The sequence below is a fragment of the Anabaena sp. AL93 genome (assembly GCF_001672085.1).
Lineage (GTDB): Bacteria > Cyanobacteriota > Cyanobacteriia > Cyanobacteriales > Nostocaceae > Dolichospermum > Dolichospermum heterosporum.
This window is the reverse complement of the sequence record NZ_LJOU01000030.1, coordinates 26,620-52,715: the sequence shown is the minus strand read 5'-3', so window position 1 is coordinate 52,715 and position 26,096 is coordinate 26,620. Positions and strand designations below refer to the sequence as shown.

Below are 26,096 nucleotides of genomic sequence, written 5' to 3'. Positions count from 1 at the left end.
GTCAATCTGCAAAACGTGGGTTAAATCGCTCCATTTCTGATGCCAGTTGGGGCGAATTATTTTCTAAGATTGCTTGGCTGGCATTGAAGTCTGGTAAGCCAGTATTATCCGTTAATCCTAAATTTACTTCTCAAGAATGTTCGGCTTGTCATCATATTAGTAAAGCTAACAGAGATGGCGAAAAGTTCATTTGTGAAAACTGCGGTCATATTGACCATGCTGATACTCAAGCCTCCCGGACAATTTTACGAAGAGCTAATTTAAAATTTGTCAGCAAAGACATTAAAAACCTACCTGCGAACTGCGGGAAAGTTACGCTTGTCAGAGATGATTCTGCCAGTAATGGCAAACAGGATCAGGGCAAGAACCGTACATCTAAGGTAATACCTGAAAAGCGGATATTATTCGAGCAGTTGTCTTGACAATTATTCGATTAAGAATCCCCGCGTCTTTAGACCGGGGAGTGTCAAACTCATCGTTGTTGTGATAGTTTCTTTCTTTAAATATTATCCAGGAATAGGACATGAATGGTTAAATAATTATGGTGCAGTGGGATTTTCTTCATTATCTTTTAGATCCTATTTTGGGTTAGTTGTGGTTAGAAAAACTCTGGAGAATAAATCATGCAAAAAAGAGTCAAAGTTAAACCAAACTCCAAACAGCAAAAGATTGAAGAATCAGCAGATGGTAGTTTAACTGTACATTTAAAATCACCACCTGTAGATGGTAAAGCTAATGAAGAGTTAATTAAACTATTAGCTAAAAATTTTGATGTTTCTAAATCCTCGATCACAATTAAATCTGGGACAACATCTCGACAAAAGTTAATTGAAATTGATGGGATTTAGAATGAAATAGCCCAGGGGGACTAAGTAGGTGAATACAATAAAACCAAAGTGTGTAAAGAAAAGTAAAATCGCCCAAAGCTTCTTCACTCTTGCCTTCCCATACCGACAATTTTCAATGCTAACCTACTTAGGGCTTGCTAAATAAAGCTAAAACCATTTATTAATAAGGGTTTCGTGGATTTTTATCACAAAAAAGTGCAAGGTTTTCGCTGATGGTGTCTCAAAATAGGTGCATTTTTCTTTGTCGGATTTGGAAAATTGAGGATATCCAGATAGTTGAAACTGTTAGAAAGTTCCCAGTTAAGAGTTCCCTGCCCTCACAGACAACTTTTTCAGCAAACCCTACTTAGATAATAGTTTTTATAATCACCAATCACCAACAAAATTGCCCAAAAAATTAAACACGCCATTTGGCACAATTGCTAGGTATGATATTTTATCTACAAACATTTACCCAGCAAAACCTGACTATGACTCAAAACTACCGCATTACCTTACTTCCTGGCGATGGCATTGGTCCTGAAATTATGTCCGTAGCGGTGGACGTGCTAAAAGTCGTAGGGAACCGATTTGATCTTAGCTTTGAATTTTCTACAGCCTTAATTGGTGGCGCTGCTATTGACGCAACCGGCGAACCTCTACCTGCTGTCACCTTAGATATGTGCCGCAATAGTGATTCCGTCCTGCTGGCTGCTATTGGTGGTTATAAATGGGATTCTCTGCCCTCGAATTTACGCCCAGAAGCAGGTTTGTTAGGGTTGCGGGCTGGGTTAGAACTATTTGCTAATTTACGTCCTGCAAAAATTCTTCCCCAATTAATTGACGCTTCTACCTTGAAACGGGAAGTTGTGGAAGGTGTAGATATTATGGTGGTGCGGGAACTCACCGGCGGAATTTATTTTGGTAAACCAAAAGGCATTTTTGCTACCGAAACCGGAGAAAAACGCGGTGTAAATACGATGGTTTACACAGAATCGGAAATTGAACGGATTGGGCGCGTAGCCTTTGAAACAGCGCGGAAACGGGGTGGGAAACTCTGTTCTGTGGATAAAGCCAATGTGTTAGAAGTATCTCAATTGTGGCGCGATCGCATCACTCAACTTTCCTTAGAGTATACTGATGTGGAATTATCTCATTTATATGTGGATAACGCTGCCATGCAATTAGTTCGCGCCCCCAAACAATTTGATACAATTGTCACAGGCAACCTATTTGGTGACATTCTCTCCGATGCGGCGGCGATGTTAACTGGTAGTATAGGAATGTTACCTTCTGCCAGTTTGGGTGCTGATGGTCCTGGTGTCTATGAACCAGTTCACGGTTCAGCCCCAGATATTGCCGGACTTGATAAAGCCAACCCTCTAGCACAGGTTTTAAGTGCCGCCATGATGTTGCGTTATGCTTTCAACCAACCAGAAGCAGCAGACTTAATTGAAAATAGTGTGTTACAAGTTTTACAACAAGGTTATCGCACAGGAGATATTATGTCCCCAGGAATGAAACTAGTCGGTTGTCAAGCTATGGGTGAAGCACTCATGGAAATTCTCGAATTAAAATCACGTTAAAGGATAAATCTGGAAATTTCAGCATCTATTGTGAAAATTTTCAGATAAACTAAGAGCAAATCTATAACTTACATAAAAGCAAATAGTGTACGCTTTACAACAAGAACAAGCAAACTTTACCTCACCAAAAAAGCACCCGTCTTTGATTGATCCTACTGTAATTAGAGCCGCTAGTCATATTTACTATACCTACTGTGAAGTCCATCCAGAAATAGTAGGAAAAGCTACAGGGGTAGCAATTAGTCGGGTAACTCATCGGGGTAAGGTGATTTTTACTCATTACCCAGTGCTGTTACCACAGGAATGCTTTGTCCCCTTAAATCAAATTGAGTCCTATATGTATTAGTCAACTAGCAACTGACAAATAACAATATGGACATTTTGATTTATATTCCAGCAAGTATCATTGTTTTTGTCTTGGGGACATCTCTCGGTAGTTTTATTAATGTTGTAGTTTATCGGCTACCGACTGGGTTATCAGTGCTGTGGCCACCTTCTCGCTGTCCCAAGTGCTTAAATAGGTTAAAAGCCTATGATAATATCCCAGTTTTTGGTTGGTTGTGGTTAAAAGGGCGGTGTCGTTATTGCCAAACTCAGATTTCTCGCCGTTATCCATTAATAGAGGCGTTAACAGGGATAATATTTTTAATAGTATTTTGGGTTTTTCAATTTTCAATTTTTACCCTGGGATATTGGGCTTTTTGTAGTTGGTTATTGGCTCTATCTCTTATAGATTTAGATACAATGACCCTACCCAACCCGTTGACTAAATCGGGTTTAATTTTAGGAATAGTCTTTCAAATATCTGTTGGTTGGCTATCAGAACCGACTGCGGTGGGCTTATCAAAACGCTTAATAACCGGAATAGCCGGTGCCGTTCTGGGTTTATGGTTGTTTGATGCGATCGCCCTTTTAGGTTCTATGGCTTTTGGCAAAACGGTCATGGGTGCAGGTGACGCTAAATTAGCTGCTATGATGGGAGCATGGTTAGGATGGCGTTATTTACTCATAGCGGGGTTTATTTCCTGCATTTTGGGAGTATTCATCGGTGGGGGCGCAATTATCCTCTCCCGTCACCAAATGGGACAAAAAATGCCTTTTGGACCCTTCCTCGCGTTAGGTGCGGTAATCACTGTTTTTTGTGGTGAAACTATTTTGTCCAACTATCTGAGATTATTTTTGCCTGGATATTAAGATCATTTTTTAAATCTTTTTTTCATGCTTATGGTTTTATCAACCCAAGCCTGTATCCATACTGACTGTAGCTGCTATTACCCCATTGAGATTTGAGATGTTGGTAATATGTCTAAACTATGATTTTTATGATTTTTACGATTAACTAATCATCCAAATCAAAACAGTCACACAAATCATAGTTAAGACATTTAATCAGCCAAATCATAGTTCTGATTTTGACCTAATACCTAATTACATAAAATAAAAATGGCAAACAACGAAGAATCACGCGGTTTAAAGTCTCTATTTGATTGGTTCGCAAATCGGCGTAAATCGGGAAGCACCAATTCAGAACGCCAAGAACGGGAAATTGCCGATGGTTTATGGCATAAATGCCCTAAGTGTGGTGTTCTGAGCTATGCAAAAGATTTAAGAGCTAATCAAATGGTTTGCGTTGATTGTGGTCATCATAATCGAGTTGATAGTGATGAACGGATTCGCCAATTAATTGATGCTAATACTTGGAAACCATTAGATGAGCATTTACATCCTACTGATCCCTTACAATTCCGCGATCGCAAACCCTATAGCGATCGCTTACGAGAAACACAAGAAAAACTAGGACTTGTAGATGCTGTCAAAACTGGACTAGGTCAAATTAACACCTTACCCATAGCATTAGGAGTCATGGACTTCCGGTTCATGGGTGGAAGCATGGGTTCTGTCGTCGGTGAAAAACTCACCCGCATGATTGAACAAGCCACCCAACGCCGTTATCCTGTAGTCATCATTTGCACATCAGGCGGTGCGAGAATGCAGGAAGGAATGCTGTCTTTAATGCAAATGGCAAAAATATCCGCCGCCCTCCAACGTCACCGAGACTCTAAACTATTATATATTCCCATTTTAACCAACCCCACTACCGGAGGTGTTACCGCCAGTTTCGCCATGTTGGGTGATCTCATCATCGCCGAACCCAAAGCAACAATTGGTTTTGCCGGCAGACGGGTAATTGAACAAACCCTCAGAGAAAAACTACCAGAAGATTTCCAAACCGCCGAGGACTTACTAAAACATGGATTTGTTGATGATATCGTCCCCCGCACACAATTAAAAACTACCTTGGCACAACTAATTGCCCTCCATCAACCACTCCCCACAACAACACCAAACATGGTTTTGTGGGAAACAATGAAATTGAGTTCCGCTACTGTTGAGTAGGGGAGAAATTTCATTCTTCATTCTTCATTCTTCATTCTTCATTCTTCATTCTTCATTCTTCATTTTCCCGGTTCTTGGACGAAAATCAGGGGAAGTAGCCCTAATAGTCGGCACAGGCTAGAAAGGGCAAATAAACCTAATAAACCGCCAAAATTAGGACTTTGGGCAATAAAACCGCCGATTGTTGTACCTAAAGCTCCACTTACCCCCCCTACAGCCGCAACAATGGCAAAATAGATAGATTTATTCCTCACAGGAGCAATTCCCAGATACATATTAGTGCTACATAAATCAACACCTGCCCAAGTGATGCCAGTGAAAATATGTAAAAGCGGCAACCATAGCCAAAAGTCAAGTTGATGATTACCAATTCCTAACCATAATAATGGTGTAATTGCGACTAAAAAGCCAACACAGATGAGAATGGGACGATTACCAATTCTATCAGCTAATTTCCCCCATAAAATCAACACTAACAGATTTGCCCCAGTCTGAAGACTGCTATAAATAGTTACTAAAGTCACATCTAAATCTAAAGTATCTAATAAATAGAAGTTGAAAAAAGGTGCGCTCAAATGCACAGCCAACATCCAAATACTGAAATAAAGTAGAAATAGTAAGAATTTAGAGTTCTCCCCAATAATACTAGTCCAATTAGTTTTTTCTTGGCAAATATCTTCAGGAGGATTTTCACAACCATTTAAACTATACTGATTTTGTAATTGCGGATTGACATCTACTTGGAAATACTGGCAAAACAAACTAATAATCCCGCAAATAGTCCCTAAAGATAGAACTAATCCATAACCTTGGATAGTTCCACCATACCAATGTGATATTACTAATCCCGCTAAAGGAATACATATTAAATTCGTCAGATGACAAGCACTATTCCGAATCCCAAAATATCTCCCTCGTAACCTGCGGGGAATAATAATTGCTAACCAACTTAGCCAAGATGCACTTCCTAATCCTCCTAAAAGATGACTAAAGAGAACAATTGACAGTGTTAATACTACCAATTGTTGGGAATTTAGGACACTGGAATTATTAGCAAAAATACCAATTACCAGAATTAGCCATAACAAACGAGAAGTTCCAAAGGTTAATAGAGAATACTTGAATCTACTGGTAGTCTGTTCGGAAATGTAAGCACCCACAGGTTGAACAAAATTTACCAGCATGGGAATTGAGGATAGCATTCCAAATATCACTGGAGTAGCATCCAACTCGACTAACAAATTACTGACTAAAATTCCCCCCGTACTCAAAGAAAAAATAGATGCAAAAATAGCATCTGCCGTAGAAGCTTGTAAACTGGTACGAATATCGTTTTTAGTAAATTGCTTAGGAAACTGTTTAATTAGTGAAGAGTCAAGATTGGAAGTCTGAATATCCAGTGGTTCAACTATGTCAACTGGAAGAGAATTCATATTATCATGTCAATTGATGACAAATTAGAGAGTGGATATAATTACTGATAAATTGCTATCTTTTGCTTTTGTATTTTTCAACAAAAAGTTTGTTGTTTCAATATCAGTTTGCAGACTCACAGTTTATAAAACACCTCAGAAAATGTCATCAGTATTGCATAATTAGGAGATTAGTCGAGTTTTTGCAATTAATAATTGAGGAAAAGATCCAATTCTCCCTTATTTCTCCCCATGAAAATTATTGTTTATATTTATACTGATCCACTCCTAGATACTGTTCCCAGCCCAGATGATTGGGGTTGGGAAGTAGATAAAATTTATGAAGATTTAGGAAAACGCACCCAATTACAACAATTATTAATTGATTGTCAAACCGAAACTGTAAATTATCTACTGCTGCGCCGATTAGAAGAATTAGGTGAGAGTTTATCCCAAGTGAGCGATCACCGCGATCGCCTCAACCAACTATACTCAACTCCACTCTGAACTACTGCAATTATGAATTAAGCTAATACGCAGCTAAATTTGATTTAGTGAAGTGAGAAAATTAAACCATCAAACTCTTATCTGTTCCCGTTCGGCAGTTTGAGAGGCTCACTGACCACTAACGCTCACAGCGAAGCCTGTTCCCTTGTCTCAAGCAACAATTTAAATCCGTGACAGCTTACGCATCTGTAAGGTAATTTTGTTCTGTGAGAAAACCAATTACCTTAGCTATACTTTCCTCGATGGTTTCGACTGACGTATAACAAACAATATCAGGATTCATTGGTTCTTCATAAGGATCATCAATGCCAGTAAAGCCTTTGATCTCTCCACTTCTAGCTTTTAAATACAGACCCTTCACATCTCTTGCTTCACAAACCTCTAAAGAGGCATTCACGTATACTTCTATAAAATTTGTTGTTGTTTCACGCAGTTTATTTCTCACATCTCGATAGGGACTAATTAAAGAAACAATTACTCCTACTTGATTTCGGCTCAGTAGATTTGCAACAAAGCCAACACGATAAACATTAGTATCGCGGTCTTCTTTGCTAAAGCTCAGACCTTGGGAAAGATTTGTTCTGACTATATCTCCATCTAGAACTTCTACTGAAATTCCGCGTTCCTTGAGTACACTCTCTAGTCCGTGAGAAAGTGTACTTTTACCTGCACCGCTGAGTCCTGTCAGCCACAGTATAAAACCCCGTTTTTTTTCCATAAGAGTACCTGGTATGTTTGCTTGCTTAGGTTATACTACGGACGTGATTTTGTCAAAATATCTAAAGAATTGTATTTTTTAAATTTTTTTAGCAGCGATCGCCCGAAAATTTTGTTATCTCAGGTGTTAAACTCCTGAAATTTAAGCACCGAAATTGATTAATCATGTTTTTCACTCAAAATATCCCTGCTGTGAGTTTACAGCCAGAAAGCACCCTAACTGATGGACAATTAACCTGTTCTTGGCAGGATGTTATAGACATTTTCGAGGATTTATCAATATTCTTGGAAAAAAACAAGATTAGTATTACAGACTGTTTAGCTCTAGAATGTGAAAATTCCCTGCCTAGTGCCTTAACTTTGTTGTATTTGCTGGAAAAAGGCTATAGTTTTCTCTTGCTACCTCAAGCAGATCAACCTGCTGTTATTCCTTCATTTTGTCACTATCAAATGATCCCAACTAGGGAAAATCTAGGAAAAATAGATGACCTCACAAAATTTGATAGTTGGTTAAAAATCACCGAAAACGAGGAATATCAACCGATTGATGATGGGGGGAAAAAGCTGTATATGCGGACATCTGGGAGTACGGGAAATCCCAAAATGGTTGTTCACTCCCATGAGCAAGTGCTAAAAAATGCTCTTAATTGTGTGGAAAGACTGACATTAAGCCCTAATGATCGAGTTGCTATTCCTGTCCCTCTTTATCATATGTATGGTTTGGGGGCTGCTTTTCTTCCCAGTGTAGCCGTTGGTGCTGCTATTGATCTGCAAAAAGGTGCAAACCTACTCAGATATTTGCAAAGAGAAAAAGACTTTAATCCTAATGTCGCTTTTATGACTCCTAGCTTTTGCAAAACCTTAATTAAAGGACGAAAATCAGCTAGAGATTATAAACTGACGGTAATTGCGGGAGATGGGATTAAAGAGGATACCTTTACGAAGTATGAACAGAATTTTGGCTGTTTAGTTAAATTATACGGTAGTACAGAAATGGGAGCGATCGCTGCTGGTAGTCCCAAAGACGAAAAAGATGTGCGTTGTCAAACTGTGGGTTTACCTATGTCTGGGGTAAAAATACGAATAAAACCCCAGTCTGTAGACGCTCAAGAACAAGGGGTTGGAGAGATTTACTGTCATCATCCTTATGGTTTTGATGGTTATGTTGATACAGCAGGTCAGCCAATTATACCCGAACAAACAGAGCCAGATGGTTATATAGCCATGAAAGACCTGGGAAAACTCCGTGCAGAAGGTCATCTAGAAGTTTGGGGAAGATGCGATCGCAGCGTTAACCGTGATGGATTTTTAGTATTATTTTCTGATATTGAAAAGAATATGGAAAAGATTACGGGAATTGAAACCGTTGTGGTAGAATCCTACGGGGAAAGTCAAAGGGGGAAAGGTTTAGTTGCTTTCTGTATCTTGTCAAAGAGTGCCAATCTTGATGAAAATGATATTAAAGCATCATGTTTTAATATCTTATTGAAGCGGGCTATTCCCGATCAAATACTTATTATCAAAGCCTTACCAATGTTACCCAATGGTAAGATTGATAGACAAAAATTAATTAGTGTTTTACCACAGAGGTCTTGAAATGCCTACAACCATCGTTAATCAACTGAAAACTGTTATCGCCCAAGAATTGGATGTCAACCTTAAAGAAGAAGAAATTGATGAAACAGTTTCCCTATTTGAAGACGGATTAGGATTAGATTCCATCGCCATTGTGGAATTAATTGCCTTAACCGAAAAGCGTTTTAATATTGAGTTTTTTGACTCTGAGTTAAATCTAGAATCCTTTAGTAACCTCAATGTTTTAGCTGATTGTATTGCTCAGAAAATGCCAGAAAATGTAAAAAGTTAACCACTAAACATGATAGGGAGTTCGCAGAAATACCTTTGTAGTCGTGGTTTTCTACACCCAATGTTAATCAGCATTTCTCAATACACACTAGGTTATTAAAAATCATGACTTTAACAGTTGAACGTTCGGAAATCCAAACCCCTAAGCGTCTGCCACTAAATCCTAATTATCCCCCGTTTCGGCAGTGGAAAAGAGGCGTAGTGAATGAAAAACTCCAAGAAGATCCTCTTTGTCTTTATATTCATATTCCTTTTTGTACCCAACGATGTGCTTTCTGTTATTACAAAACCGTTGATCTCAAAGAAAGACCGGAAATCCCTGGATATGTAGATGCGCTCTGCCAAGAAATTAAAATGGTTGCAGAGAAATTTAATTTAAGTAAAAGACCCATTAAAGCCGTTTATTTTGGTGGAGGAACGCCCACAGTATTAGAAGAAAATCACCTGGTGCAAATTGTCTCAGCTTTGCGAGAAAATTTCCATCTGTTTGATGAAAGAATCCAGTTCTCATTGGAAGCAGAACCTCTGAGCGTTTCCCCATCAAAAATGAATGTTCTCAGAGAAATAGGGGTAAATCGTCTGAGTTTAGGAATCCAGTCTTTTAATAATGAAATCATTAAATTAAGTGGCCGGGGACACGACGAAAAACAGGCTTATCGGGCGATAGATGTGGCTCAAAAAGCCGGTAATGGGCAATGGTCAATTAATATTGATTTATTGAGTGGATTAGCTGGAGAAACCACAGAGACCTGGAAAGAAAGCCTAGAATGCGCTCTGAAAACAGGGGTAGAAAGTATTACAGTTTACAAAATGGAAGCCTTTGCTAATACAGAGGTATTTCAGCAAGGTGTCCGGGAAGACATCATAGAATTGCCATCAGAAGAGCTAGAAATGCACTTTATGGAGTTGGCAATGGAACGCCTAGAACGGGCAGACTATCAACCTTGGAGTCATTTTACTTATACCAACAAAGAGAGCGCTCGTAGCGAGTACATTTTTAATAGTTGGCAGGGCATGGACTTCTATGGCTTTGGAGTGTCTGCATTCGGATACTTAGGCGATTCTTTGCTGCAAAATACCAGCGACATGGAAAAATATACCAGCCTGATGACAACAGGAGAAGTGCCTTTAGCGCGTGGTTATCAGTTCACTAGCTTAGATCGGATAGTGCGGGAAGTTTTACTAGGTATGAAGCTATTACGCTTTGATTTAGTGAGATTTCAGCAAAGACACGGATTTAAATTACAATTTCTCTGCGGTGCAACTTTAAACCAACTGGAAAGCGGGGGTTTTATCAAAGTATCGAACACAGAAATTGAGTTAACCTCCAAAGGTATTCTGTATGGAGACTATGTAGGGGAAACCTTAGCAGCATCTTTGAAAAATATCAGCTAAAATCCCATGAATTTGCCTGTGTCCCAACTCAATGATTTACCAATTTTAACTCCCTCGGAAATTGAGGAACAAGTGATCGCTATTTTGGGGGATCTCAAAGATTCCCTAATTCCTCAAATGGATATAGAGCAATTGATCCAGAGGTTGGAAGACTTTAAATATCAATGGCAAAAGGCTTTTACAGACTTTGGAAACCACTACCGAGGGGAACTAGCCTATGGTGATTTGATCGCAGATTTTGGCGAAAAAATAGCCCCCTTGGCAAAAAAATGGCTACCCCCATCAGGAACAGGAAATGGGGCAGTTAACGTCATTATTTCCATGTTGTCAACACCCAAACCTGTTTCCGTACCCTTGAATAGACAGCTATCCATAACTAGAAGAAGGCTGAAAGCCAAGTTGGAAAGGGATGAAAACCAAAATTTCCTGATTCCAGAGTTTACAAAGCCAATTTTTATCGTTTCTGCACCTAGAGCCGGGAGTAGCTTATTATTTGAAACCCTAGCTCAATTTCCTGATTTGTGGACAATTGGCGATGAAAGTCATGAAATTATCGAAGGGATTCCGGCGTTACACCCAAGAGCGCGAAATTTTAGTTCTAATCGCTTGATAGAAAGTGATGCTACCTCAGAAATTGGTTTAAATCTGAAAAAACGCTTTGTTCAACAATTGCAAAATCGGGAAGGAGTGAAATATCTCCATCTTCCTGAGTCAGAACGGCCAAATAAAATTCGGTTTCTGGAAAAAACACCCAAGAACGCCCTGAGAGTTCCTTTCATAAAAGCCATATTTCCTGATGCTCTCTTTATCTATCTCTATCGAGAACCTAAAGAAAATATCAGTAGTTTAATGGAAGGGTGGCGATCGCAGAGGTTTATTTCCTATCAACCCCTACCAGGTTGGCCTTATCGCAATTGGAGTTTTCTCCTCGTTCCCGAATGGTCATCTTTGCAAAAGTCCTCATTGGTCGAAATTGCTGCTCATCAGTGGAAAACAGCGAATTCTTGCCTGATAGAAGACTTAAAAACCCTGGATTCCTCTTGTTGGCACTTAGTTAATTATCAGGACTTGGTTGAGCGATCGCAAAAAACCATCAACGACATCGCCGAATTTGCCCAACTCCATCAAGATCAACATATTGAGCAAATGCTTTCTCAACCTTTAGCGATCGCTCAACGAACCTTATCCACCCCGTCGGCTGAAAAATGGCGCAAAAACGCCAGGGAACTGGCTACAGTCCTGCCAGATTTAGAAAACCTCATTAATATTCTAGAAAGGGGCAAATTTTAACATTAAGTAGGTTGGCGTTAAAAATTGTCGTTATGGCAAGGCAAGAGTGAAGAAGTTTTGGGCGATTTTACTTTTCTTTACACATTTTGTTTTTTCTCAGCCCACCTACTTATGTTCCATAATTGCTTCAGAAAAAGCATCAAAGCAAAAATTACCGAACTTTGAAGCCGGAATAAAAGTGAATTTTTCCATAGCAATAGGAGAAATGGTTGCTCAAAATATTTCATAAAAGTAGAATTCGTACTATTAAGACCATTGACAAACTTGGTATCTGCAAAGTTAATTTTTAATTAACTTCTGCAACCTTTTTGACTTATTATTTGCAAAGGAATTATCTTCATGCTACAGGCACAAGAACTTGATAAATGTAAAATTGAATTATTGAAAAATAGTTTAAGCAGAAGCCCAATTGAACTTGCTGAATTAAGTACACTTCAGCGAATTATCTTAATTACTGATGGAACTTTAACTGATATTCTGGAAATTTATCTATTAGAAAAGATTGCAATTATTAAACTTTCTGAAGAAATAGTCAACATTACTGAAAATATCCCTCTTTTAAATCTGGAAGTGGGCAGCAAAGTTATTAAAAGGAGAATATTTCTCCAAGGAAGAATTAGCCAAAAAAACTGGATTTATGCTGAATCTATTGTGGTTCCCGACCGACTAGATCCAAGATTTAAAGACCAGTTACTCAACTCAGCAAAACCCATTGGTAAACTCTGGTTAGAATATCGCGTGGAAACCTTTAAAGAAATTGTTGATTTATCTCAAGAACTTGCTGGTAATTTAGCTGAGGATTTTAAAATTAACAAAGATGAAAACCTCTTTTCACGGACTTATCGAGTGTTTTCACAAAATCAACCTGTAATGATGATTACCGAAAAATTCCCCACTAGTTTTTTCATCTAAAAAATATAAAATGAACGAAAAACAATCTCACGTTTTTAATACACCTCGCTGGCATAAAACCTGTTTGATGCCAACTCATGGCAAAGGGATTTATGTTTATGATTCCGAAGGTAAATCCTATCTAGACGCTATCGGGGGAACTCATGTTATTTCCATTGGCCATGGTGTTACAGAAGTAGCTGATGCGATCGCCGAACAATCTCGTCAACTGTGTTTCATCCATAAAGCTCAATTTACCTCCGAACCCCAGGAACATTTGGCAGATGTCGTCACAGCAATGGCTCCAGAGGGAATGGATAGAGTTGGTTTCGTTACCAGTGGCTCAACAGCCAATGAAATGGCTTTTCAAGTGGCACTCTATTACCATCAACTCCGAGGAAAACCCAGCAAATACAAAATTATCTCCCGTTGGCATAGTTATCACGGACATACAATTGCGACTCTAGCCATGTCCGGGAGTCGGTTTGTTCGCAGCAGTTTACCGCCCTTTGATTTATTAAATTTTCCCCATATTCAAGCCCCCCATTGTTATCAATGTCCCTATGGACTCACCTATCCCAGTTGTCAACTGGCTTGCGCTAATGAACTAGCCAGGACAATAGAACAAGAAGGCCCCGATACCATAGCCGCTTTTATTGCCGAACCGATTATTGGTGGTGCCGGTAGTGCGATCGTTCCCCCACCGGGTTATTATGAAAAAATTCGAGAAATTTGTGATTTTTACGATATTCTTTTCATTTCCGAAGAAATTATCACAGGCTTCGGTCGCACTGGTAAGAATTTTGGAATTGACCACTGGAATGTCATCCCGGATATGATCACAGCCACAAAAGCCTTAAGTAGTGGATACGCGCCCATTGGAGCCGTGATTATTCACAAAAGGGTTCGAGAAATATTTGATCATGCCACTAAAAATATACCCCTATCATTGTTCACCTATGCGGGACATCCCATTAGTTGCGCTGCGGCCTTAGCTGTACAAAACTATCTTGCTGAACATAATCTGATTGAAAAATGTGCAGTCATCGGTAAATATCTGAAAAATGAATTACAAAAGTTGGCTGCACGGGAATCATTCATTGGAGATGTTCGCGGAGAAGGGTTATTAATAGGGATTGAATTTGTCCAAAACCGAGAGACTCATCAACCATTTTCCCGTTCCCTGGGCATAACTGAAAAAATCATGCAAATAGGCTTAAAAAATGGCTTAATTCTCCGAGGTAGATTTGGTACGGGAATAGGAGTAGATGGAGATCACATTTTAATTTCGCCACCTTTTATTATTACAGAAACTCAATGTGATGAATTAGTGGAAAAATTAGAATTGACTTTCAAAGAAGTAAAACAGGCTCTTAATTTGGTCTGTGCTGAATAATCTAAAAATGTGAAATCAGGTAGGTTGGGTTGACGTTCTTGTTACCCAACATTTACAGACTTTTGTTGGGTTGCGCTGTCGCTTAACCCAACCTACAAAAACTCTTAACCTAAATTCATATTATGACTGAATCAACCTTTACAGAGTCTCCCCAAAATATCAGCTTCAAGGGCTTTACCAAAGATGCCACTATAGCTTTGGTTGTGCAAATTAGTAGTCTTTTTATTACCTATTTGTTGCAAGTTTTGTTGGCGCGATGGATGGGGCGAATCGAATATGGGATTTATGAATATGTGACGGCTTGGACTTTATTTTTAGCTCTACCAGCAGGATTAGGATTACCTCGCACTACTGTCCGTTTAATTGGAGAATATAAAGTTAAACAAGATTTTGGCAGTTTACACGGCATTGTGCGGGGAAGTTGGCTATTAATATTACTAGGAAGCCTAACTGTGTCCTTAATTGTCATCGGAATCGTCTTATCAATAAATAATTACCATGAATTTGTTTATGCAATTCCTCTATTAATGGGAATCTGGATATTACCCCTACAGGCTTTAGTTAGTTTGTACAAGGGAGTCGCCACAGCCTTAGAGGAAATTGCTCTAGCCTATATGCCTGCTGATATTATCTATCCTATCTTAGTGCTAGGAGCAGGATTCATAATCTGGAGAGATCACCATAGCCTCAATAGTTTATCCTTGATTATCCTAGCTGGAGTGATATTGTTTGCGGTGACGACAGTGCAACTTCTGTTAGTGCGAAGGAAGTTTAATCAAGAATTTACACCGACAACTCCTGTTTATGCTTACCGTGAGTGGGTAGAATTATCGCTGATTTTGTTGATTCAACAGTCATTTTTTGTGATTTTAGATCAATCTGATATTCTGATGGTGGGTTCTTTGATAGGGCCTGAACCAGCCGGAATTTACAATGCGGCGGTAAAAACTGCTCAGTGGCCAGGTTTAGCCTTGCTAACATTAAATATAGTGGCTGCACCCAGATTTGCAACCCTTTATGCTAAAAAAGATTCTTCGGGGTTACAAAAACTGGTGTCTGAGGCCAATATCTGGATATTTATTCCTACAGTGTTGATTTCTGTCTGCTTATTGCTGTTTACTCAACCTGTTCTCAGTATTTTTGGCTCGGATTTTATCACGGCTAATTGGACTTTGAAAGTTTTGGTGATTGGACGTTTGGTTGATGCTTTATGTGGTTCGGTTGGCTCTTTGATGGTCATGACAGGTCATCAAAATAAGTCCTTGCCTGTGTTTGGTTGGTGTGCTTTAATGAACATAGTTTTAAATGCGATCGCTATTCCTTATTTCGGGATGGTAGGAGCAGCGATCGCTACTAGCATCACCATGATTACCTGGAATATTTGGCTGAGTGTCTTAGTCATCAAATACGTTAAGGTTAATCCTTCAATTTTTTCCGTCCTATTTAAGCCCGAAAATAAATCTATTGTTGAAGTTGAATAACTTTCAGTCAACCAAATTTAGAAGCAATTTATAAATACAAAGACCTATACCAATGTTAATATCTTACAGTCACAAGTTCATTTTTTTTCACATCGCTAAAGCTGCGGGTTCGAGTATTAAAGAGGCGTTACAATCCTATGCTCAAGAACCCGAAAAATTTAAAATTAATCGTCCCCAAAGAATGTTAGGAGACAAAATTAATCCCTTCTATGAAATATGGGAATCTTCTCTTTGGCACGCTAAAGCTAAGGACGTTCAAAAGGAATTGTCCCCAGAAATCTATAACAGTTTTTATAAATTTGCTTTTGTCAGAAACCCTTGGGATTGGCAAGTATCCTATTATCACTTTATTCTCAAAGAAAAAGCTCATATCAGACATGAATTAGTAAAATCAATGGCTGGATTTGAGGAATATTTAAAATGGGTAATTAACACCAAAAACCCCTTTCCCAAGGGAGCGACTAAACTCCAAAAAGAAATTATTACTGACTCCCAAGGCAGACTAATAGTTGATTATATTGGTAGATACGAAACCTTAGCAACAGACCTGAATTATGTTTGTCAACAGCTTAACTTACAAACTTCATTACCCTATTTGAATCAGTCCAAACATAGAAACTATCAAGAATATTACAACCCCAAAACCATAAAACTGGTAGAAGAAAATTTTCAAGAAGATATAGCATTATTTGGCTACACCTTTGATGGTTATTCCGCTGAAATTGGTCAAGGTATACAAAAACAAATCAGTTCTCTTGAAAAAGGACTAAAAACCACTGCTCAAGTATAAAATAATGTGAATTAATTTTTAATTCTTAATTTTTTGCATCAATATTATGGTATAGTCAAACACAGACATTAGCAACCAGGAAATGAACTATCAGAGTTTATTTTTCTTTTAGTTGATTTTAGTCAAATAGCCAGTCATTGTGTAAATTCCGAATTCATAAATTTGAGGAATTAGTATCATGTCAGACAACCCCACATTAAGCCAAAACGTTTTATCCTTTGAAGCCATCGGCATTCCAGGGGTCAAGAAACCCAATATCGTCATCTTTATCTGTGACCGGTGAACCCAAAGGGGGAGGGGGTTGGGGAGGGGGTTCTTGTATGTCACTCAACAAAAGAACCGCTATAAAATAATGTAAATTAATTTGAAATTTTCAATTTCTCAATCAAAAACATAATTCTCAGTAATTTAGCTCTGTTAACATTACCAACTTAAATAGAATGATCTCACAAACTCCATCTCCTATCCAACTGACTTCCCCTGAGCAAAATCAATCCAGAACACTGAGTGATTTAATTGTAGATTACTTAGAACAATTAGGAGTAGAATATGTTTTCGGCATACCTGGGGGACACAATAGCGCATTATATGAAGCCTTAGCACGTAGCGAAAAACGTGGGGGAATCCGGCCAATTTTAACTTGTCATGAAACCGGTGCGGCTTTTATGGCTGATGGCTATGCCCGTGAAACTGGAAAAATTGGAGTTTGCTGTGCTACAACAGGTCCAGGTAGCACCAATGTAATTACAGGGGTAGCTTCCGCTTATGGTGAAGGCATCCCCATGCTTGTGATTACCGCCCAAACCATGCTATCTCATTTTAGCTGGAGTGCCTTTCAGGAATCATCACCTGATACGATAGATACAGTGGCGATGTTCAAACACTGTACCCGTTATAACACTCTCGTTACCCATGCCAATCAACTAGAAAGAAAATTAGTTGCGGCCTTAACAACCGCTTTGCGATCGCCTTTTGGACCGGCTCATCTCAGCATTCCTGTAAATCTCTTCCGCGCTGAAGCCCCACCATCTCTTACCTATCCTCATATACCTCAACTATTAACCCAACCCCCAGCATTAGTTGATTTAAAAGCCTTAGATCATCTTTCTCAAACCGTATCCAATGTATTAAATCAAGGACAAACTATCGCCCTTTGGATTGGTCAAGATTGTAAACAAGCATCCTCAGAAATTATAGCCTTAGCAGAATTAATTAATGCTCCTATAGCTACAACCCAAAGCGGCAAAACCTGCGTTAATCCTTATCATCCCTTAGCAAAAGGCGTATTTGGGTTTGCTGGCCATCAAACAGCCCGTCAAGCCCTCACCGATGAATCTGTCGGTTTAATTTTAGCTGTAGGTATGAACTTAGGACAATGGGAAACCTCCAATTGGGATAACGCAGTATTAACTAAAAAATTAGTCCATATCCATCATGCAGATCAGTGTTTTAACAGTTCTCCAATGGCAGAATTGCACATCCAAGGAACTATTAAAACCATACTTAAAGAATTACATACACGCCTAGAAAATGCTCAGAAAACAGGACACTTAAAACCAAAACTATCAACAACCTCCCCCGAATTATTAAACCATCATCCATATCAACCCACTCAAATTACAGTTAAAGATCCAGATAGTTATAAACTATTAAATGATCAATCCCCAGTTAAACCCCAACAATTAATCAGTGAACTTATACAGCATTTCCCCCCAGAAACTCGCTATCTAATTGATGTAGGTAATTGGTTAACTTGGAGTATTCATTATTTATTTCCCCATCGTCCCGAAAATTACCGTCTAGGAGCAGTAACAGCCCCGATGGGGTGGGGAATTGGTAGTGCAGTTGGCACAGCTTTTGGCGTTAAAAATACCCCCATTGTTTGCCTAACAGGAGATGGTTGCTTCTTAATGCACGGAAACGAACTGGCTGTGGCTGTGGCTGAAAAATTACCAGTCATTTTTATTATTTTAAATGACCAATCTTTCGGTATGGTGAAACATAGACATAAGCAAACAGGAACTGAAAAACTGGAGTTTATTTTACCTTCAGTTGATTTTAGTCAAATAGCCAAAGGAATGGGGGCAAATGGTTATATTATTCATAATGGTCAAGATTTAAAAAATCTAGATTATGAGGCAATTTATAACGATTCCAAACCAACAGTATTAGATGTGCGAATTGATGGTGATTATGTCCCACCCATCGGAATGTTCTAAACTTGATATAGGATTACTATTTGATTTTTGAAAGTTTACCCTAAATATGGCTATGGCTTAGAAAACCTATCTACCATACAATACTTGTCGGTTAAGGAAATGTAGGTTGGGTTGAGCGACAGCGAAACCCAACATTACCAAGGATTTTGTTGGGTTTCGTTCCGATTGCTCCGCGAACGTTTACGTTCCACAACCCAACCTTGTATCTTAGAGGTATGTTAGAGGAAGTAAGAATTGAACGCAGATAATTTTGTACCTCATTAGATCAGAAAACGCTATATCTTCCAAATACTCCTGAATTACTACCAACTGTCAATTTTTAATTTTCCCCACTAAGATCATGACTGAAGAACAATCTGCAACCAAGAGACTATTAATTAATTCTTTGCCTAAAAGTGGTACTCATTTATTAGCCAAAGCTGTAGAAATTTTGGGGTATAAAGAACATTTTGAACCAGGAGAAATCACAGAAACACCTCTATTCTTTAATTATGGAGAAGTCAAAAAGAGATTAGAACATCAAACAGAATCAGATCAGAAAATTAGTATCGGTGCTTTAACCCCATGTTATGTAGATTCCGCAACTTTTCGACATTGGTTAACACTGATTTCCCCAAAGCAATATATTTTAGGTCATATTCCTTGGACACCTCTATTAACGCCAATTCTGAACGAATTAAATTATCAACAGGTCTTTATAATTCGTGATCCTCGCGCTGTCGTTTTTTCTTTAATTCCCTTTGTTTTAGATACAGGTAAAATGCCAGGAAGACACTTTTTAGAAGATGATTTTAGTTTAATGTCTCCTACCCAACGCTTAGACTTTATTTTAGAGGGAGGGTATGCTGTAAAAGTAGGAGTAGAAATCAAAAATTTTGCCGAAGTGTATCGTTCTATGTTAGCTTGGCGTAATGAAGAAAATTGTTTATTTATCCACTTTGAAGATTTGGTTGGGGAACAGGGTGGAGGAACTAAGGAAAAACAAGAAGCTGTTGTCTACAAAATCTGCTCTTATTTAGATATTCCTTTTGATGATACTATTCTTTCTCAGTTAGGTGAAATTTATAATCCTGGTGCTAGAACATTTAGAACAGGTAAAATAGATGGTTGGAAAAGCTCAATGAACGCAGAAGATGTAGAAAAATTAAATATTTATTGTCAACCTTTATGTGAGGAAGCTGGATACACAATCGGATAGTTTTCTCATAAGTTTACGCACAAGGTATTCAAGGAATAGGCAAAAACCCATTATTTATGATTAACACTACTGGTAATAGTTTAGATTTAGCAGAGGAATTAATTTTAGATTCCTCTATCCAATTTATCAATCCTCTGTCAGATAATTTACTAGAGCCAAAATCTATCTTTCTCACAGGAGCAACTGGCTTTCTTGGTGCTTATTTACTTAGGGAACTGCTCCACAAAACTACGGCAGATATTTATTGTTTGATTCGCTGTAGTAATAGCAAAGAGGGCAAAAATCGTCTCCAAAAACATTTGGAATTTTATTTACTTTGGGAAGAAACTTTTAGTTCTCGAATTATTCCCGTTGTGGGAGATTTATCTAAACCTTTGTTGGGTCTTTCTGAGGGAGATTTTAATGAATTAGCAGGGATAATTGATATTATTTATCATAATGGAGCATGGGTTAACTCGGCTCGTCCTTATTCAATTTTAAAACCTGCGAATGTGTTAGGAACACAAGAGGTTATTCGGTTAGCAAGTATTCTGCAAACTAAACCTGTTCATTTTATTTCTACCCTGGGATTTTTCTTCAATAAAACTAATCTTGATAATGAAAAAATAACGGAAACAGATATTGCTGATTTTTCTAGTATCAAAGGAGGTTATCAACAAACTAAATGGGTAGCAGAACAATTAATTATATTAGCACAACAAAGAGGATTACCTGCTTGTATTTATCGTTCTTCAAGAATTAGTGGACATAGTCAAACAGGAATCAATGGCAATATTCAAGATTTCTTATGTATTTTGCTCAAAGGTTGTATTAAATTAGGAAGATTTCCGAATTTAAAAACACAAATAAACATGATTCCAGTTGATTATGTCAGTCAATCAATTGTAAGTTTATCTCTGGAAAAAAAATATTTTGGCAGAACATTTCATTTAGTTAATCCTCAGTCAACTTCTTGGGAGCAATTTTTTAACTCAACTTGTTTTTTAGGCTACCCTTTAGAAAAAGTTAGTTATAATGATTTTTTAGCGGAAATAAAGAATCAAATATCCAAGTATCCCAAGGATAAGTTATACTCGTCTTTATTACTGCTTTTGAAATTCTCAAAGATATTCTCACCGGACAAAGTAGAATTTAATGCTGACCAAACCCTTGCAGAGTTAGGAAATATATCTATTCTCTGTCCTGCTATCAATGAGGAATTACTGAATGTGTATTTTTCCTACTTTCAAAAAATTGGTTATTTTCCGGAAGTGTTGAATGACAATAAAATATAAGTTAAAAACAAGTTTTCATTGTACATTATGAAAATAATTGTTTATATTTATACTGATCCACTCTTAGATACTGTTCCCAGCCCAGATGATTGGGGTTGGGAAGTAGATAAAATTTATGAAGATTTAGGAAAACGCACCCAATTACAACAATTATTAATTGATTGTCAAACCGAAACTGTAAATTATCTACTACTGCGCCGATTAGAAGAATTAGGTGATAGTTTATCCCAAGTGAGCGATCGCCTCAATCAAATAGAAACAATGGGAGTCATAGTCATTACGACACAACAACCCTATGCCTCCAAATCTAGTCAAATCCCCACCGAAATACTACAATTATTACCAGAAATTCAATATCAACAACGTAGCCGCCGAATTCGTCAGGGACACGCTCGTAATCGTCTAGAAACCTCACCACCACCGGGAAAATCCCCCTATGGCTACCGGAGAGGACAAGGTAAATATATTATTGATCGCACTACCTCACCCGTTGTTAAAGACTTTTTTGAATATTTTTTACTTTATGGTTCTGTCCGTGCTACCGTCCGTTATATAGGTAAAAAATACAGTAAAAATATTTCTGTCACTACAGCCAGACGGTGGTTAACTAATCCAGTTTATCGCGGTGATACAGCCTATCAAAACAGGGAAATTATCTCTAATACTCATGCGGCAATTATATCCAGAGAAGAAGCAGCGCAAATTGATAGACTATTACGACGCAACAGCCGCTTACCATCGCGGACAGCTAGTGCGCCCCGTTCTTTAGCTGGTTTAGTCATTTGTCATCAATGTCAATTACAGATGATTGTCACCAGTGTTACTCAGCGTCATCAGGATCAAGAGTATTTATATTTACGTGCAACCGACTGTCCTCAACAGCCTAAATGTCGTGCTATCCCTTACCAAGTAGTTTTAGAAAAAACCATTGATCATGTTTGTCGAGATTTACCTTTAGCTGTCGCCGGGATAAATTTTCCCCAATTAGATGCAATTAAAAATAGTTTAGGCAATGATATATCTCGTCAGCAACAAATCCTCCAGCAATTACCCACTTTCATAGAAACGGGGATTTTAGATATAGAAACTGCAAAATTAAGAGCTTACAAACTTCGCACAGAAATTTCCGAACTTCAAGCCAAGTTAGCAATTCTTCCTCCTGTGAATTTGCGTTCCGTAGCTGAAGCTGTTTCCATTCCCCAATTTTGGCTAGATTTATCAGAGGTAGAACGAAGATTTTACTTCCGTGAATTTATCCAACAAATTCAAATTATCCGCCAAAATAGAGAATGGGATGTACAAATAATTTTTATTTTCTAAACCACCAGATCCCCGACTTCTTTAAGAAGTCGGGGATCTGAATCATTGATTATTCATCTTGACTTTTGGGGGACTGTTTGCCTTTTTTACCTGCATTTTTGACATTCATCACTTTTCCTAGTAAATCAAACCAAAAAGGCGCACCCATCGCAATAGCAATACCACTGACAAACCAACCAGCAATCATACTTAAAACACTGAAAACAGGCAACCCATTAACTCTATATTTTGTGCTGTTGATTTGCTGTTGTACGTTAGCACTTGTCCAACCAATTGGTAATTCAACTTCCTTTAAAATCTCGTTAGGATCTATTTTATTGATATCTGAAGGATTAGAGTCTTGTGGTGCTACTTTTACAGCCTGGTTAATAATTATTTCCCGCAATAAAGAATCCTTAGATAAACGGTTAATGATATGAAAAGTATCGGCATTGGTTGTGATAGCTAAGGTTATGCCAATGATAATTGCCACTCCTTTAGCATTACGTTTATAAACACCACCGGCTCTTTCCATTGAGCTATCAAAACTATTTTCAATTTCTCTTCGCAAAAGAGTAATACCTTCCTCCGTGCTTTTAGCTCTCATCTGGGCGCGTTTTGCCATAGTTTCAATGTTATCAACTACAGAACTTGGCAAAATATCAATCAATTCTTTAACTTTTTTATATGTTTCACTATCTTTATCTTGGATAGCTGCTATGACTTCACCATGAATATCACTACCTTTCTTGATAGATTTGATAATTTCATTAATATTAGGTTTTAAGCCTCCTATCACTATGGCTTTTTCTGCACTTTCAAAAATATCTTGTTTTAAGAATTTTAGTTCCCGCAAAGGCTTATCTAAAATATATTCATGATCAGCTATACTTGCTACAAAACTTTCTATATATTTAGCTAGGCTATCTCCCATCCTATTTATCACCATGTAGATATCATATTTTTCCTTTTTGAATTCATCAATAATCAGATTATACTCTAACTCCAACCGTCTATAATCTGCGGCAATATTGGTGGCAAATTCACTAGATAGCTCCTGGTTATTAATGTAAACTTGTAACTGAATCAAAATTTGTCTAACATCATCTAACCGTTCAGCTTTGAATTGCTCCAACCTAATTTCAGTTAATTTTTGTACCAATATTGGCAGTTGGAGTGTATCCATAAAAGTATTAGCAAAATTTTCACCACCAATATAGGAAGGCGCACTACGTTTTTGATCACCAAACACAGTTTCTTTTTTAAATCTAGAACTAGACTTTCTAAACAGACTAAAGAATGAGCCAATTGCCCAAGTCGCTTTCCGAGGTAAAGTTGCCAATAAACCTTTCGCCTCTTGATTAATACTTTGAATTAAAGGATTACCATAAATTTTATTGACAAGTTGAATTATTTCAGGATTTTCTGAAGTTTGAGCATCACCAGCTAAAAGAATTTCAATTGATCTTCTCAAGTGTTCAGCCCGCCATTGCAGTACGGTTGTCAATAGTTCTTGAATTTCCGAAGCCAGTAAACTTAAAATTAAGTAAATAAAAATTAAACCCAGTGCCACATCTAAAATAAAAGGTAAGTTCATTGACATTCTCCTTCGGGGTAGTTGACTAAATGCTAATGGTAGTATTTATATCATTTAATCGTAAAGATGCTTGTAAACTTCCTTAAAAAATCAATAAGAAAATCTTCGCCAAAAAATTATCTCTATTCATGAGAAACTGAGCTAATTTGGGATTTAGCCATTGTCTTTGAATATAGATTGTTCCTAGATGGCAACATTGGAGATTCGCTTTGATCTCTATGTGATTAAACCTAGCAGTTATAAGATTCGCATAGAATATGCAAGAAGGAAGCTTTGTTTGGACTCATCTAGAAAAACAGCATCGTGTGATTGAAAAAAAGATTGATTGGCTATGGCTAATCCTATTGTTATTAGCAGCGGTGATTTTGTTTAGTATCAATCTTGGAGGTTTGCCCTTACAAGATGGCGATGAGGCAACCGTAGCCAGGGTAGCGCGGGAAATTTGGCAAGCCCCAGTAGATTCAATGCGCTGGCTTTACCCCACTTTGGGAGGTGAACCATATCATCACACGCCGCCACTTATGCACTGGTTAATTGCTGGGGCTTATTCTCTGGGTGGTGTCAATGAATGGACAACGCGCCTACCTGGTGCAATTTTGACAGCAACTTCTGTGCCTTGCTTATATTGTCTAGGAAGGGAGATATTTCGTCAACGTTGGGCAGCTATTTATAGTTCTTTGATTTATTTAACAATGCTGCCTGTGGTACGTTATGGCAGGTTGGCAATGTTAGATGGGGCAGTTGCCTGTTTTTTAATTGTGATGATGTGGTTTGTCTTGCGATCGCGGCGGGATTTACGTTACTGCTTAGGTGTAGGCATTAGTTTTGGGTTAATCTGTCTAACTCAAGCTATGATGGGTATTTATTTAGGTGCAATTGTTTTAGTCTTTCTTTTTTGGGATACACCCAGACTACTGACAAGTTATTATTTCTGGATAGGTATTTTTATCGGTTGTCTACCTGTATGCTGCTGGTATGGGTTTCAATTATGGCACTATGGATATCCCTTCAGTATTGACATCAATACATCTTTAACCCATATTCAAACCATTAATAATGGCACATCCCAAGCACCTTGGTATTATCTTTTAGAAATCGCTAAATGGACATGGCCTTGGTTGATATTTCTCCCCCAAACTATCCGCATTACCTGGGAAAATAATAACTTAAGTTGGGCGAAATTAATTATTATCTGGTGTGGTGTTTATCTATTAATTATTTCCCTCATTAGCTTTAAACTCCCCTGGTATATATTCCCCATTTACCCTAGTTTGGCTTTAGCTTTTGGGTTTCAATTAGCCCAGATGGAAAATGTCCCCTTATTCTCAGGCTATCCCCGCTCTTGGGTAACGAGTTTAGCGATATTGGCGGTAGTGGCTTCTGCAAGCAGTATTTATTTTGGGGGAAGAACATTAGACAAAGCCGAGTTACAGATTATTTTTGCCGCAGTAGCTTTAACTATGACTTTATCCGCAATCTTAGCAGAACGCGGTGATAGACAATTTCTGAAAATTTTAATTTGGGGAAGTTATATTTCTCTATTATTATTAATGAAATCTAATTACTGGGTTTGGGAATTAAATACAGCCTATCCCGTTAAACCCGTAGCGGCAATGATCACGAAAATTAATCCAGCAGTTAAGGAAATCTATACATCTTTTCCCTATCATCGTCCTTCCTTGGATTTTTATAGCGATCGCACCATTATTCCCGCTTCTATCGGTGAACTACAATATTACTGGCAATATGATAGCCAACCTTATTTTCTCATTAACACATCTACCTTAGAAAACCTCCAATTTAAATCCATCAAAGTCATAGACCAAGTAAAAGACTGGCAATTAATTACAAAAGAAAATAACTCATTATAAACCCGTTATCGTAGGTGCAACAGCCCGTGGTTGCCCAGAACCGTATTGGCAACCCCCCGTATTTCCTTACCAAAAAACATAGA

General features: G+C 38.1%; 23 protein-coding genes. 20 read left to right on the top strand and 3 right to left on the bottom strand.

Annotation, left to right across the window (positions count from 1 at the left end; translation table 11 throughout):
- The 6 genes from AN486_RS10085 to accD all read left to right on the top strand — a co-directional run.
- The coding region (locus tag AN486_RS10085) for a transposase (RefSeq protein ID WP_290600434.1) at positions 1-422 on the top strand (422 nt) is incomplete at its 5' end.
- 201 nt (positions 423-623) lie between these two features.
- Positions 624-848, top strand: coding sequence for a DUF167 domain-containing protein (locus tag AN486_RS10080; RefSeq protein ID WP_053538378.1), 225 nt, complete (start codon positions 624-626; stop codon positions 846-848).
- 470 nt (positions 849-1,318) lie between these two features.
- Positions 1,319-2,413, top strand: a complete 1,095-nt coding sequence (leuB, locus tag AN486_RS10075; RefSeq protein WP_053538379.1) for a 3-isopropylmalate dehydrogenase — start codon at positions 1,319-1,321, stop codon at positions 2,411-2,413.
- A gap of 85 nt (positions 2,414-2,498) precedes the next feature.
- Complete coding sequence (locus AN486_RS10070; RefSeq protein ID WP_027402002.1) at positions 2,499-2,759, top strand: hypothetical protein; 261 nt, start codon at positions 2,499-2,501, stop codon at positions 2,757-2,759.
- Positions 2,760-2,785: 26 nt separating this feature from the next.
- Positions 2,786-3,607: an A24 family peptidase gene (locus AN486_RS10065; RefSeq protein ID WP_039200932.1), complete on the top strand. Its 822-nt coding sequence runs from the start codon at positions 2,786-2,788 to the stop codon at positions 3,605-3,607.
- A gap of 249 nt (positions 3,608-3,856) precedes the next feature.
- The gene (gene accD / locus AN486_RS10060; RefSeq protein ID WP_053538381.1) at positions 3,857-4,810 is read left to right on the top strand and encodes an acetyl-CoA carboxylase, carboxyltransferase subunit beta; all 954 of its coding nucleotides are present in this window, start codon (positions 3,857-3,859) and stop codon (positions 4,808-4,810) included.
- Positions 4,811-4,869: 59 nt separating this feature from the next.
- Here the strand turns inward: accD and AN486_RS10055 are convergent, their stop codons facing one another.
- The gene (locus AN486_RS10055; RefSeq protein ID WP_290600430.1) at positions 4,870-6,243 is read right to left on the bottom strand and encodes an MFS transporter; all 1,374 of its coding nucleotides are present in this window, start codon (positions 6,241-6,243) and stop codon (positions 4,870-4,872) included.
- A gap of 231 nt (positions 6,244-6,474) precedes the next feature.
- Here AN486_RS10055 and AN486_RS10050 point away from each other — a divergent pair, with 231 nt between their 5' ends.
- Positions 6,475-6,729, top strand: a complete 255-nt coding sequence (locus AN486_RS10050; RefSeq protein WP_174763395.1) for a hypothetical protein — start codon at positions 6,475-6,477, stop codon at positions 6,727-6,729.
- Between the two features lie 178 nt (positions 6,730-6,907).
- On the opposite strand, the gene cysC is transcribed toward AN486_RS10050, so the two are convergent.
- Positions 6,908-7,447 (bottom strand): adenylyl-sulfate kinase, encoded by a 540-nt coding sequence (cysC, locus tag AN486_RS10045; RefSeq protein WP_290600428.1) that lies wholly within the window; start codon positions 7,445-7,447, stop codon positions 6,908-6,910.
- Positions 7,448-7,611: 164 nt separating this feature from the next.
- Here cysC and AN486_RS10040 point away from each other — a divergent pair, with 164 nt between their 5' ends.
- From AN486_RS10040 to AN486_RS09985, 12 genes are all read left to right on the top strand, one after another.
- The gene (locus tag AN486_RS10040) at positions 7,612-9,042 is read left to right on the top strand and encodes a class I adenylate-forming enzyme family protein (protein WP_290600427.1); all 1,431 of its coding nucleotides are present in this window, start codon (positions 7,612-7,614) and stop codon (positions 9,040-9,042) included.
- A 1-nt stretch (position 9,043) separates the two neighbouring features.
- Positions 9,044-9,313, top strand: a complete 270-nt coding sequence (locus tag AN486_RS10035; protein WP_290600426.1) for an acyl carrier protein — start codon at positions 9,044-9,046, stop codon at positions 9,311-9,313.
- A gap of 104 nt (positions 9,314-9,417) precedes the next feature.
- Complete coding sequence (locus tag AN486_RS10030; protein ID WP_290600425.1) at positions 9,418-10,707, top strand: coproporphyrinogen-III oxidase family protein; 1,290 nt, start codon at positions 9,418-9,420, stop codon at positions 10,705-10,707.
- A gap of 6 nt (positions 10,708-10,713) precedes the next feature.
- A complete protein-coding gene (locus AN486_RS10025) occupies positions 10,714-11,997 on the top strand; it encodes a sulfotransferase (protein WP_290600424.1) in 1,284 nt (427 codons plus the stop codon).
- 339 nt (positions 11,998-12,336) lie between these two features.
- On the top strand, positions 12,337-12,909 hold the full coding sequence (locus tag AN486_RS10020) for a chorismate pyruvate-lyase family protein (protein ID WP_290600423.1): 573 nt from the start codon (positions 12,337-12,339) through the stop codon (positions 12,907-12,909).
- A gap of 10 nt (positions 12,910-12,919) precedes the next feature.
- Positions 12,920-14,284, top strand: coding sequence for an aminotransferase class III-fold pyridoxal phosphate-dependent enzyme (locus AN486_RS10015; protein ID WP_290600422.1), 1,365 nt, complete (start codon positions 12,920-12,922; stop codon positions 14,282-14,284).
- Between the two features lie 122 nt (positions 14,285-14,406).
- Entirely contained in the window at positions 14,407-15,765 is a 1,359-nt protein-coding gene (locus AN486_RS10010; RefSeq protein WP_290600421.1) for a flippase, read from the top strand.
- Between the two features lie 52 nt (positions 15,766-15,817).
- Positions 15,818-16,555, top strand: coding sequence for a sulfotransferase family protein (locus tag AN486_RS10005; RefSeq protein WP_290600420.1), 738 nt, complete (start codon positions 15,818-15,820; stop codon positions 16,553-16,555).
- 440 nt (positions 16,556-16,995) lie between these two features.
- Positions 16,996-18,774: a thiamine pyrophosphate-binding protein gene (locus AN486_RS10000; RefSeq protein ID WP_290600419.1), complete on the top strand. Its 1,779-nt coding sequence runs from the start codon at positions 16,996-16,998 to the stop codon at positions 18,772-18,774.
- Positions 18,775-19,114: 340 nt separating this feature from the next.
- Complete coding sequence (locus AN486_RS09995) at positions 19,115-19,972, top strand: sulfotransferase domain-containing protein (protein ID WP_290600418.1); 858 nt, start codon at positions 19,115-19,117, stop codon at positions 19,970-19,972.
- A 56-nt stretch (positions 19,973-20,028) separates the two neighbouring features.
- Entirely contained in the window at positions 20,029-21,246 is a 1,218-nt protein-coding gene (locus tag AN486_RS09990) for a thioester reductase domain-containing protein (RefSeq protein ID WP_039204423.1), read from the top strand.
- Between the two features lie 27 nt (positions 21,247-21,273).
- Positions 21,274-22,566: a recombinase family protein gene (locus tag AN486_RS09985; RefSeq protein ID WP_290600417.1), complete on the top strand. Its 1,293-nt coding sequence runs from the start codon at positions 21,274-21,276 to the stop codon at positions 22,564-22,566.
- 49 nt (positions 22,567-22,615) lie between these two features.
- Here AN486_RS09985 and AN486_RS09980 read toward each other — a convergent pair whose 3' ends face one another.
- Positions 22,616-24,142, bottom strand: coding sequence for a hypothetical protein (locus AN486_RS09980; RefSeq protein WP_053538384.1), 1,527 nt, complete (start codon positions 24,140-24,142; stop codon positions 22,616-22,618).
- 257 nt (positions 24,143-24,399) lie between these two features.
- Between AN486_RS09980 and AN486_RS09975 the strand changes: the two genes are divergently transcribed.
- Positions 24,400-26,013, top strand: coding sequence for a glycosyltransferase family 39 protein (locus AN486_RS09975; RefSeq protein ID WP_053538385.1), 1,614 nt, complete (start codon positions 24,400-24,402; stop codon positions 26,011-26,013).
- The last annotated feature ends 83 nt before the right edge of the window (positions 26,014-26,096 follow it).

Coding starts and splice junctions, on each gene's coding strand:
- AN486_RS10020 (WP_290600423.1), top strand. CDS start 12,337: ATGCTACAGGCACAAGAACTTGATAAATGTAAAATTGAATTATTGAAA.
- AN486_RS10040 (WP_290600427.1), top strand. CDS start 7,612: ATGTTTTTCACTCAAAATATCCCTGCTGTGAGTTTACAGCCAGAAAGC.
- AN486_RS10050 (WP_174763395.1), top strand. CDS start 6,475: ATGAAAATTATTGTTTATATTTATACTGATCCACTCCTAGATACTGTT.
- AN486_RS10010 (WP_290600421.1), top strand. CDS start 14,407: ATGACTGAATCAACCTTTACAGAGTCTCCCCAAAATATCAGCTTCAAG.
- AN486_RS10030 (WP_290600425.1), top strand. CDS start 9,418: ATGACTTTAACAGTTGAACGTTCGGAAATCCAAACCCCTAAGCGTCTG.
- AN486_RS09990 (WP_039204423.1), top strand. CDS start 20,029: ATGATTAACACTACTGGTAATAGTTTAGATTTAGCAGAGGAATTAATT.
- AN486_RS10005 (WP_290600420.1), top strand. CDS start 15,818: ATGTTAATATCTTACAGTCACAAGTTCATTTTTTTTCACATCGCTAAA.
- AN486_RS10000 (WP_290600419.1), top strand. CDS start 16,996: ATGATCTCACAAACTCCATCTCCTATCCAACTGACTTCCCCTGAGCAA.
- accD (WP_053538381.1), top strand. CDS start 3,857: ATGGCAAACAACGAAGAATCACGCGGTTTAAAGTCTCTATTTGATTGG.
- leuB (WP_053538379.1), top strand. CDS start 1,319: ATGACTCAAAACTACCGCATTACCTTACTTCCTGGCGATGGCATTGGT.
- AN486_RS10015 (WP_290600422.1), top strand. CDS start 12,920: ATGAACGAAAAACAATCTCACGTTTTTAATACACCTCGCTGGCATAAA.
- AN486_RS09975 (WP_053538385.1), top strand. CDS start 24,400: ATGCAAGAAGGAAGCTTTGTTTGGACTCATCTAGAAAAACAGCATCGT.
- AN486_RS10035 (WP_290600426.1), top strand. CDS start 9,044: ATGCCTACAACCATCGTTAATCAACTGAAAACTGTTATCGCCCAAGAA.
- AN486_RS09985 (WP_290600417.1), top strand. CDS start 21,274: ATGAAAATAATTGTTTATATTTATACTGATCCACTCTTAGATACTGTT.
- AN486_RS10055 (WP_290600430.1), bottom strand. CDS start 6,243: ATGAATTCTCTTCCAGTTGACATAGTTGAACCACTGGATATTCAGACT.
- AN486_RS10065 (WP_039200932.1), top strand. CDS start 2,786: ATGGACATTTTGATTTATATTCCAGCAAGTATCATTGTTTTTGTCTTG.
- AN486_RS10025 (WP_290600424.1), top strand. CDS start 10,714: ATGAATTTGCCTGTGTCCCAACTCAATGATTTACCAATTTTAACTCCC.
- AN486_RS09980 (WP_053538384.1), bottom strand. CDS start 24,142: ATGAACTTACCTTTTATTTTAGATGTGGCACTGGGTTTAATTTTTATT.
- AN486_RS10080 (WP_053538378.1), top strand. CDS start 624: ATGCAAAAAAGAGTCAAAGTTAAACCAAACTCCAAACAGCAAAAGATT.
- cysC (WP_290600428.1), bottom strand. CDS start 7,447: ATGGAAAAAAAACGGGGTTTTATACTGTGGCTGACAGGACTCAGCGGT.
- AN486_RS09995 (WP_290600418.1), top strand. CDS start 19,115: ATGACTGAAGAACAATCTGCAACCAAGAGACTATTAATTAATTCTTTG.